The following is an 8,972-nucleotide window of genomic DNA, read 5'->3' as shown; positions in this document are numbered from 1 at the left end:
CATGGTCAGCCTCGCTGCCAGTGCCGTCGGCGTGACCCGTACCTGCCCCTGCGCTTCCAGCTCAACCAGCAGATCGGTGGCGATCGCCTCGATTTCGGGCACGATCACATGGGGTTGCTCTGCCTCGATAATGCGGCGCAGGGCTTCCCTGTCTGTCATGTTCACCACATGGGCGCGATGGGCCACCTGGTGGGCCGGCGCATTTTCGTAGCGGTCCACGGCGATCACTTCGACGCCCAGGCGCTGCAGGGCGATCACGACCTCTTTGCCCAATTCACCCGAGCCGAGCAGCATCACGCGGGTTGCCGCGCTGGAAAAAGGGGTACTCAAAACAGGAGAAGCAAGATTGACAGTCATGATGGCATTGGTGATCAAGAAGATTGTACGGTTGCCATACGGGTCGGCAACGGCGAAAAATACCCGGTTCTTTCTGCTGGCACTTTAAAACACGCTAAATGGACACTAAAGGGACGCGAAATGGACACCAAAGGCACGCTGGCCGGCGCAAACGCAGTTACTCCAGTTCAACTTCGCAGCAACGCCATCACGGGGTCGATAACAGGCAAACAGGGTACGGACAGCGTCGATTATAAAACGCCTGCATGACAAAAACAGCGTCGCGCCGCCGACAGCCGATTTCCCTTGCGCGCCACAACCTGTGCCGGGCAAACTGCGCCGGGGTCGGCTGGCGACGGCTGCACCGCTCGCCGGACGCCGGTTCCGGTTGCAACCCGCTGCAATGCGCATTTTGACAGAAGCCTGAAATTTATCCATCTTGCACTCGCGTTGCGATTAAAATTGCCGGATGGTCAATGAAATAGCATTTACTTCTGATGATGCCCTTGCCTCTGCGCATCGTACGCTGCAAACCGAAATTGCCGAGTTGCAGCACCTTGACGCACGCCTGGATGAACGCTTCGCCCAGGCGGTAGACCTGCTGCTTGCCAACACGGGCCGGGTTGCGGTCACGGGCATCGGCAAATCGGGACATATTGCCCGGAAAATATCGGCCACCTTCGCCTCCACCGGCTCGCCCAGCTATTTTGTGCACGCCGCCGAAGCCGCGCACGGCGATCTGGGCATGATTACCGGCGACGACATTATTATTGCCGTATCCTATTCCGGATCATCTCCCGAATTGGCAACTATTTTGCCTATCGCACGGCGGCTGGGCTCGAAAATCATCGGCATTTGCGGTAACCGCTATTCCGAACTGGCCAGTCTGTCTGATGTATTCCTGGACGTTGGCGTCACGCGTGAAGCCTGCCCCCTTAATCTGGCCCCCACCTCCAGCACCACCGTCACGCTCGCATTAGGCGATGCGCTGGCTATTGCATGCCTGGAAGCGCGCGGCTTTGGCACGTCCGATTTTGCCCGCTCGCACCCCGGCGGCGCGCTGGGCCGCCGTCTGCTCACGCACGTGCGCGATGTCATGCGCCAGGGCAAGGAACTGCCCATTGTCGGTCCGGACACACCCATGCAAAAAGTACTCGAAGAAATGACAGGCAAGCGCATGGGCATGACGGTCATTGCCGACCAGACACGCAAGCCCTTGGGTATTTTCACCGATGGCGACCTGCGCCGTCTTATCATGCAAAAAGGGGACATCCGCCCGATTACGGCAGGGCAAGTCATGACCCCCCATCCGCGTACAATCGGCCCCGATGCGCTGGCTGCGGAAGCGGCCGCCGTCATGGAGCAACAAAAACTCTCGACCATGCTGGTGGTCAATCAGGAACAAACGCTGGTCGGCGCCCTGCACATGCACGACCTAATGGATGCAAAAGTAATCTGACGTATGAAACCAATCACCCCCCCCCATCCGGCCGAAGCACTGGTCCTTTCCAAAATCAGCCAGCCCGTGCGCGAGCTGGCGGCACAAGTTAAGCTCATCGCCTTTGATGTAGACGGCATCCTGACCGACGGCAGTCTGTGGTACGGCGAGCACGGCGAACTCATGAAGCGCTTTTGCGCGCTGGACGGGCATGGCATGAAAATGCTGCAACAGGCAGGCGTGCGCGTGGTCTTGATTACCGGTCGCGAAGGAGACATCCTGACGCGCCGCGCCGCCGACCTGGGAATGTCGGATGTCTTTCAGAATGTGCGCGACAAGGTGGCCGTACTTAGCCAACTGGCAGGCGACATGGGGCTGGGCTTCGAAAACGTTGCGTTCATGGGCGACGATGTCATCGACCTGCCGGCCATGCAAAAATGCGGCTTCGCCATCAGCGTGCCCAACGCACCGCTGTATGTGCAGCAAACGGCCCATTGGACTACCACGTTGCCAGGTGGCAGTGGCGCCGTACGCGAGTGTACCGATCTGATCCTGGCGGCCCAGGGCACCCTTTCCGGCTTTTTCACGCCAGGCCGGATTACCGGCAACGTCATCCAGTAATGCGATGAAAGAACGTTTCCCTGCCCTTATCGCGCTGTTCATGCTCATTACACTGGTTATCTCAACCTGGTGGGCAGCCGATTATGCGCAGCGGGCGATTGATGTAGACCCGCCAGCACGCAAAACGCAGGAACCCGATTCGTGGTCGGAAAAATTCGTCATGCTCAGCTCCGATGCGAGCGGTGTGCCGATCAACCGACTGGAAGGCTCGCAGATGCAGCACTTTCCTTATAACGACAGTTATCTGATTACCAACGCTACAGCCACTGGCCAGCGCCCGGACTCGCCCCGTACCGTGGGCACCGCCGATACGGCCACAGTACTTGATGACGGCAACAAGATCATCATGCAGGGCAACGCCCATTTGCATCGCTTCCCGCATGGCGAAGACAAGGCACTGGACGTCACCAGCGAGCAATTGATCATCTACCCCAATGAAGATATCATAACGACTGACAAACCGGCGCTCGTCATCAACGGCAATTCCCGTATGAACGGCAACGGAATGATGTATAACAACAAAACCAGAAAACTCGACGTATATTCCTCTTCCGACGTCTCCATCTCAGGGCAGGACAGTCAACGGCGTCGCACCATCATCCCCAACAAGCAAGGAAACTCCCCGCAATGAATGCGTCATCTTTCAGAATCACGACACCCGCGCTGTGCCTTGGCCTTTGTGCCCTGCTGGCCGGCACTGCGGCGCTGGCCCAGACGTCTGGTGGCTCCAACAACGCGGCAAATAAAGAAGAGCCTGACACCCAGGTCTTGTCTGATACCCTGAGCTATGATGATGCAAACAAAACCAGCGTTTTTACTGGCAATGTCATTCTCACGCGCGGCCTGATGAAACTGACTGCCGACAAGCTCAGCCTGCGCGAAGATGCGCAGGGCTTCCAGCATGGCGTGGCCACGGTCAGCAAATCGCGTTTTGTCTTCATTCGGCAGGAACGGCCCGAGAGCTACGAAGTGGTGGAAGCGCGCGGAGATCGCGGCGAGTACGATGGCAAACTGAACACGGTCAAGATGATCGGCCACGCCACGGTGACCCGGTTTGTTTGTGGCAAGCCGTTCGATACAGTCAATGGTGAAGTTGTCACTTTCAACAACCAGAACAATACCTACTCGGCAACCGGGGGCCCGTCGTCGGCGGCCCAACCTGGTCGGGTGCGCTCCATTGCACAACCGCGAGCCAAAACAGACCAGGCCGTGGCCGAATGCCGCAAGCTGTATAACAACAAGCCAATGCCCAGCACCATCCAGGCACCTGCCCAGGACGGCGGATCGGCTGCAACCGGCGCCGCCGGCAAAGCAACCCAGAATTAATGCATGAATACCTCATCCAGCTCTAGCCTGCAGACCAATACCATTGACAGTCTGGGGCAGCTCAAAGCCATTGGCCTGCAAAAAATATACAATGGCCGCAGTGTTGTCCAGGACGTCTCCATCTCCGTGTCCAGCGGCGAAGTCGTCGGCCTGCTCGGCCCCAATGGCGCCGGCAAAACCACCAGTTTTTACATGATCGTGGGGTTGGTGCCGGCCGATTTCGGACGAATTGAAATTGACGGTCGCGACATTACCGCTCTGCCCATCCACAAGCGCGCCCACCTGGGCCTGTCCTATCTACCCCAGGATGCCTCGGTATTCCGGCGCCTTAGCGTCGAACACAATATCCAGGCCGTGCTGGAACTGCAGGATGACCCTGACACCGGCAAGACGCTGACGCGCAAACGGGTCCAGGAACAACTGGAACTGCTGCTCGACGAGCTGCAAATTACCCACATTCGCAAGAACGCCGCCATTTCCCTTTCAGGCGGTGAGCGGCGTCGGGTTGAAATTGCCCGGGCGCTGGCCACCAATCCTCGCTTCATTCTGCTGGACGAACCCTTTGCGGGCGTAGACCCGATCGCTGTAATTGAAATCCAGCGCATCGTACGCTTTCTCAAAAGCCGCAATATCGGGGTCCTCATTACCGACCACAACGTGCGCGAAACCCTGGGCATTTGCGATCGCGCCTACATTATCAGCGCCGGCAAGGTGCTCACTGATGGCGAACCCGACTCCATTATTACCAACCCTGAAGTGCGCAAGGTCTACCTTGGCGAACACTTTAAAATGTAACTATCTGCTTGCCCCTGCCGCGCCCTGCCACAGGGGCGCAGGCAAGCAGGCCGCCGCTTGCCGGGGGGCTTGTATAAGTCCAAATAAGGTTTAAACTATCCATACGGACTGAAAAAACAGCTTTTCATCAACCTGTCAAAAAAAGGAGTTACGCCTCTCTCATCTTTTTATACTGACGCCCTGTCCTGTTTCGGCGTCTGCCTATTCAACTTTCAAAAGGAGCACACTATGAATCTTAATATCAGTGGCCATCATGTGGAAATCACCCCTGCAATTAAAGAATACGTAGTGACCAAGTTCGCCAAAGTCCTCAGGCACTTCGATCATGTCATTGACTCCCAGGTTATCCTGTCCAGGGAACCGCTGAAGCACAGCGCAGAAGTAACACTACGCGTGCCGGGCAAAGACATCCACTGCGAAGTCACGGACGAAAATCTGTATGCGGCCATTGATTTGCTTTCGGACAAAACCGACAGACAAGTCATCAAATACAAAACGAAAGCGTCAAATCACTCCAATGAATCGGCAAAAAGAATGAGTATCGGCTAGATACGTTGTACTTTTTTCCCGTTTTTCGCCTAAACCCGGCCAGATGGCCGGGTTTTAGCTTACCCTTCTATTTCTTATTGTAAGAACATCCTATAATTGCGGCATGAATCAACTATCCCGTATCCTTCCGCAGGAAAATATCCTGTTGGATGTCAATGTCACCAGCAAAAAGCGCGCCTTCGAACAGGCTGCGCTGCTATTCGAAAACAATCAGGGCATTGCCCGCTCCACGGTTTTCGACAGCCTGTTCTCGCGTGAGCGACTGGGCTCTACTGCCCTGGGCCATGGTGTAGCGGTGCCTCACGGCCGCATCGCCAACCTGAAGCAGGCCGTCGCAGCCGTCATGCGGTTGAGCTCGGCCATCCCCTTCGATGCGCCTGACGGGCAACATGTGCAACTGCTGGTCATCCTGCTGGTGCCCGAAAGCGCAACCCAGCAGCATCTGGAAATACTGGCCGAACTGGCACAATTGCTCTCCAGCGCAGACACACGCAAGCAATTGCTGGGCAGCCCCAATGCAGAAGGCATTCATCACCTGCTGGCCCACTCTGCCGGCAATTAATCGGGGGCACGCTCATGCTCAGTATTCAGGATCTGGCAGCCGACAATGACGAAACGCTGCGTTTCACCTGGATCGCCGGCAAGGAAGGTCGCACCCGCCATATCCAGGATTCGTCGGCCAATACCTCCGCAGCAGACTTGATCGGGCACCTGAACGTTGTCCACCCCTCACGGATTCAGGTATTCGGCAAGGAAGAGCTGATCTTCTATAACCGCATTTCTGCCGTTCAGCGTGAAAAAATCCTGATCGAACTGGCCGAAGGGGGCGTACCGGCCATGATTCTGGCCGAAGGGCTGGACTCTCCCGCCGATCTGGTCAGCTTTTGCGCCCGCAGCAGAATCCCCTTGCTTTCAACCCCGGTAGATGCTGCGCATCTTATTGACGTACTGCGTATCTACCTGAACAAGCGTTTTGCTCCTAAAACCACGGTACATGGCGTTTTTATGGACGTGCTGGGGCTTGGCGTGCTGATTACGGGCGAGTCTGGGCTGGGCAAGAGCGAGCTTGCGCTTGAATTGATTTCCCGCGGACATGGCCTGGTGGCAGACGACGCCGTCGATTTTTCCCGCACCTCGCCCACACTGATCGAAGGCCAATGCCCCGACCTGCTGCGCAATATGCTCGAAGTGCGCGGGCTGGGCCTGCTGGACATCCGCACCATTTTCGGGGAAACCTCGGTGCGCCGAAAGATGCGCCTGAAGCTGATTGTGCATCTGGTGCGCGCCAACAGTGAAAAGTTCGAGCGCTTGCCAATTCAGGACCAGACGCAGGACTTGCTGGGCATCCCTATCCGCCGCGTCATGCTGCAGGTGGCAGCGGGGCGCAATCTGGCCGTTCTTGTGGAGGCTGCCGTGCGCAATACCATCCTCAAATTGCGCGGCATTGACACCCTTGGCGAGTTCATGGAGCGGCAGGCGGCCGCCATCATGGAAAACAGCAACCTCTGACGGGCAGTCGTTCTTTGCAGGATCGAACCGGCCCTTGCCTGCCGCCAGGCCATCAGCCGCAGAATATAATAGGAACAACAGAGGACGCACAGGTTTTACCGAACCAAATCCCGACCTGTTATATTTTGTCACGTGCCTATGGTTAAATAGGGTAAGAGACATAGATTTCGGCCACCAAGACTGCGCAAGAACGAAAAGGCCATTTTTCCGACCATCCATACGTTTTGTCCAGGATTTACACCCATTATGCTTCATGTTGTTCTTATTACCGGCATTTCAGGATCAGGAAAATCCGTTGCTCTGCGCCAGCTCGAAGACCTCGGATACTCCTGCATCGATAACCTGCCCGTCAGCCTGCTGCACGACCTGGTTGCCAACGCCAGGGAAAACAGCCTCAAGTCGGTAGCTGTTGCAATTGATGTCAGAACGCCGGGCGAACTGGCCGGCCTGCCGGAGGTCATTACCGCCCTTCGCAGCATGGGTCTGCCCATGCAAGCTATCTTTCTGGACTCCGATGACGAGACCCTGATTCATCGTTATTCCGAGTCGCGCCGCAAGCACCCGCTAAGCAACCGCATGCGCGAAACCACAGGAATTACGCCGTCTCTGGAGGATTGCATCACACACGAACGCAATCTTCTGGCGCCGTTGCGCGAGCAGGAACACGTGATCGATACCTCGGGCCTGACGCCCGGACAATTGCGCGCATGGGTCAAAGATGTGGTCGATCATGAAGAGCCGGAGGTCCTTTTGACCTTCGAATCCTTCGCCTACAAAAAAGGCGTCCCTAATGACGCAGACCTGGTTTTTGATGTAAGATGCTTGCCTAATCCTCATTACGACAGCAACTTACGCCCGCTTACGGGCCGTGATGAACCCGTGGCGGCATGGCTGGCTCAATTTGACAGCGTGCCCGCCTTAATCAACGATATTGCCGCATATATTGAAAAATGGCTCCCATTGTATATGCAGGATACGCGTAGTTATCTCACCGTTGCCATTGGTTGCACCGGTGGTCAGCATCGATCGGTCTACGTGGCCGAAGAACTGGCCAAGCGCTTCAGTTCCTACAAACCCTTACGCGTTAGGCATCGTGCCCAGTTGACACTATGACATGATGAAACGAACAACTTTAATACGCAACACCTTAACGACACTTATAACCGGCCTCTTTCTCGCGCCGATCGTCCATGCCGCCGGCATCGAAATCCGCGAAAACCAGGATTTTTCTAAACACATGGTTGCGCCGTCCGACGCCGTTGCGCCAGGGGCAAAAGCCAAAAAGCCGGCAGCGCCTGTGCAAAAAATGCGCATCACAGCCAACGGGGTCGTACCCGAAGCGGCCGATGACGCTGCGGTCGCTGCCAAACCCACGACAGCAGCCAAAAATCCGGCAAAAGCTGAAGTTGCGGTGACCGCCTCCCCAGCCAAGCCTGAATCTGACTCGCAGACAGTCAAGGGTGGCAACCGGGACGCCGCCAAGCCTGGCAATGCGGTCAAAACCGGCAATACACTGGCTAGCCGCACAGGGGCCTCGGTAAAGCCGGCTGCGACCACAGGTGGACAGCCTAAACGACAAGCCAAAGCGGAATCCCGCCTGGCGCAGAAAGCCAGCGCTCGCGCCGGCACACAACCACTGGCTGGCAAGGCCAATGAAGAAAAAACCACAGCAGCAGTCAAGCAGGCAAACGTTGCCGCAGCACCGGTGACGACAGCGCCCGCGACGCCCGCCGAGAACAGCAAACCGCAACTGGTTGACGGCCTGACGATGCGCATCACGGAAAACGGTATTATTCCTGAAAGCGAGTACGAAATTCAGATGCCCAAAGAAGACGTCAGCCTGGCCAAACGGGACGATGCGCAACCTGCAGACAAGGATATTGTCACCAAGGCAAGGAAGGCGCTCTCCGGCACCAGCAGGTCCTACACAGTCAGAGGGATCCGTTACAAGCCAATGAGCATAGACGAGACCAGCAGTTTTTCCCAGGAAGGCATCGCCTCCTGGTACGGCCCGGGTTTCCATGGTCGCAAGACCGCCAATGGCGAGACCTTCAATCAGAATGCAATGACAGCCGCTCACAAGCGCCTGCCCATTTCGTCCTATGTCCGGGTAACGCGTGTGTCCACCGGCAAAAGCATCGTGGTGCGCATCAATGATCGCGGACCGTTCGTTGGCAACCGGGTCATTGATTTGTCTTATGGTGCCGCAAAACGCCTGGGCATTGTCAATCGGGGTAGCGACAAAGTGAAGATCGAACCCATTTCCAAGGCAGCGGCAGCGGGCGAACGCAGCACCGAAACACAGGTCAAAGCCAAGAAAATGCTGTAATCACACTGATCGCCGACACAACGTCGACATAAGCAACAAGGCCGTTCCCCTCCCGGGAACGGCCTTTGT

General features: G+C 56.6%; 11 protein-coding genes. 10 read left to right on the top strand and 1 reads right to left on the bottom strand.

Features of this window, described 5'->3' with window-relative positions:
* Nucleotides 1-357: NAD-dependent epimerase/dehydratase family protein (locus ACTIKR_RS03040; RefSeq protein WP_442327110.1), on the bottom strand; the 357-nt coding region annotated here is incomplete at its 3' end.
* A 448-nt stretch (nucleotides 358-805) separates the two neighbouring features.
* Between ACTIKR_RS03040 and ACTIKR_RS03035 the strand changes: the two genes are divergently transcribed.
* The 10 genes from ACTIKR_RS03035 to ACTIKR_RS02990 all read left to right on the top strand — a co-directional run bounded on the left by ACTIKR_RS03035 (nucleotide 806) and on the right by ACTIKR_RS02990 (nucleotide 8,903).
* Nucleotides 806-1,795, top strand: a complete 990-nt coding sequence (locus ACTIKR_RS03035; protein ID WP_193088472.1) for a KpsF/GutQ family sugar-phosphate isomerase — start codon at nucleotides 806-808, stop codon at nucleotides 1,793-1,795.
* Nucleotides 1,796-1,798: 3 nt separating this feature from the next.
* Nucleotides 1,799-2,395 (top strand): KdsC family phosphatase, encoded by a 597-nt coding sequence (locus ACTIKR_RS03030; protein WP_193088473.1) that lies wholly within the window; start codon nucleotides 1,799-1,801, stop codon nucleotides 2,393-2,395.
* A 4-nt stretch (nucleotides 2,396-2,399) separates the two neighbouring features.
* Nucleotides 2,400-3,026, top strand: coding sequence for an LPS export ABC transporter periplasmic protein LptC (gene lptC, locus ACTIKR_RS03025; protein ID WP_442327109.1), 627 nt, complete (start codon nucleotides 2,400-2,402; stop codon nucleotides 3,024-3,026).
* Nucleotides 3,023-3,721: a lipopolysaccharide transport periplasmic protein LptA gene (gene lptA / locus ACTIKR_RS03020; protein ID WP_193088475.1), complete on the top strand. Its 699-nt coding sequence runs from the start codon at nucleotides 3,023-3,025 to the stop codon at nucleotides 3,719-3,721. The genes lptC and lptA overlap by 4 nt, the downstream gene beginning before the upstream one ends.
* A gap of 3 nt (nucleotides 3,722-3,724) precedes the next feature.
* Nucleotides 3,725-4,516 (top strand): LPS export ABC transporter ATP-binding protein, encoded by a 792-nt coding sequence (gene lptB, locus ACTIKR_RS03015; RefSeq protein WP_193088476.1) that lies wholly within the window; start codon nucleotides 3,725-3,727, stop codon nucleotides 4,514-4,516.
* 228 nt (nucleotides 4,517-4,744) lie between these two features.
* Entirely contained in the window at nucleotides 4,745-5,065 is a 321-nt protein-coding gene (hpf, locus tag ACTIKR_RS03010; protein WP_193088477.1) for a ribosome hibernation-promoting factor, HPF/YfiA family, read from the top strand.
* Nucleotides 5,066-5,168: 103 nt separating this feature from the next.
* Complete coding sequence (locus ACTIKR_RS03005) at nucleotides 5,169-5,627, top strand: PTS sugar transporter subunit IIA (protein ID WP_193088478.1); 459 nt, start codon at nucleotides 5,169-5,171, stop codon at nucleotides 5,625-5,627.
* A gap of 14 nt (nucleotides 5,628-5,641) precedes the next feature.
* Nucleotides 5,642-6,574, top strand: a complete 933-nt coding sequence (gene hprK, locus ACTIKR_RS03000; RefSeq protein WP_193088479.1) for an HPr(Ser) kinase/phosphatase — start codon at nucleotides 5,642-5,644, stop codon at nucleotides 6,572-6,574.
* A gap of 246 nt (nucleotides 6,575-6,820) precedes the next feature.
* On the top strand, nucleotides 6,821-7,687 hold the full coding sequence (gene rapZ, locus ACTIKR_RS02995; protein ID WP_193088480.1) for an RNase adapter RapZ: 867 nt from the start codon (nucleotides 6,821-6,823) through the stop codon (nucleotides 7,685-7,687).
* A 1-nt stretch (nucleotide 7,688) separates the two neighbouring features.
* Entirely contained in the window at nucleotides 7,689-8,903 is a 1,215-nt protein-coding gene (locus ACTIKR_RS02990) for a septal ring lytic transglycosylase RlpA family protein (protein WP_442327108.1), read from the top strand.
* The last annotated feature ends 69 nt before the right edge of the window (nucleotides 8,904-8,972 follow it).

The sequence above is a fragment of the Advenella sp. genome (assembly GCF_052108595.1).
Classification (GTDB): Bacteria; Pseudomonadota; Gammaproteobacteria; order Burkholderiales; family Burkholderiaceae_B; genus Advenella.
Note: the sequence above shows the minus strand (reverse complement) of the source record. Positions and strands in the feature narration are given on the sequence as shown.

Bases quoted from the DNA above. Each gene is read 5' to 3' on its own strand.
- ACTIKR_RS03035 (WP_193088472.1), top strand. From the start codon at position 806: ATGGTCAATGAAATAGCATTTACTTCTGATGATGCCCTTGCCTCTGCG.
- ACTIKR_RS03030 (WP_193088473.1), top strand. From the start codon at position 1,799: ATGAAACCAATCACCCCCCCCCATCCGGCCGAAGCACTGGTCCTTTCC.
- lptC (WP_442327109.1), top strand. From the start codon at position 2,400: ATGAAAGAACGTTTCCCTGCCCTTATCGCGCTGTTCATGCTCATTACA.
- lptA (WP_193088475.1), top strand. From the start codon at position 3,023: ATGAATGCGTCATCTTTCAGAATCACGACACCCGCGCTGTGCCTTGGC.
- lptB (WP_193088476.1), top strand. From the start codon at position 3,725: ATGAATACCTCATCCAGCTCTAGCCTGCAGACCAATACCATTGACAGT.
- hpf (WP_193088477.1), top strand. From the start codon at position 4,745: ATGAATCTTAATATCAGTGGCCATCATGTGGAAATCACCCCTGCAATT.
- ACTIKR_RS03005 (WP_193088478.1), top strand. From the start codon at position 5,169: ATGAATCAACTATCCCGTATCCTTCCGCAGGAAAATATCCTGTTGGAT.
- hprK (WP_193088479.1), top strand. From the start codon at position 5,642: ATGCTCAGTATTCAGGATCTGGCAGCCGACAATGACGAAACGCTGCGT.
- rapZ (WP_193088480.1), top strand. From the start codon at position 6,821: ATGCTTCATGTTGTTCTTATTACCGGCATTTCAGGATCAGGAAAATCC.
- ACTIKR_RS02990 (WP_442327108.1), top strand. From the start codon at position 7,689: ATGATGAAACGAACAACTTTAATACGCAACACCTTAACGACACTTATA.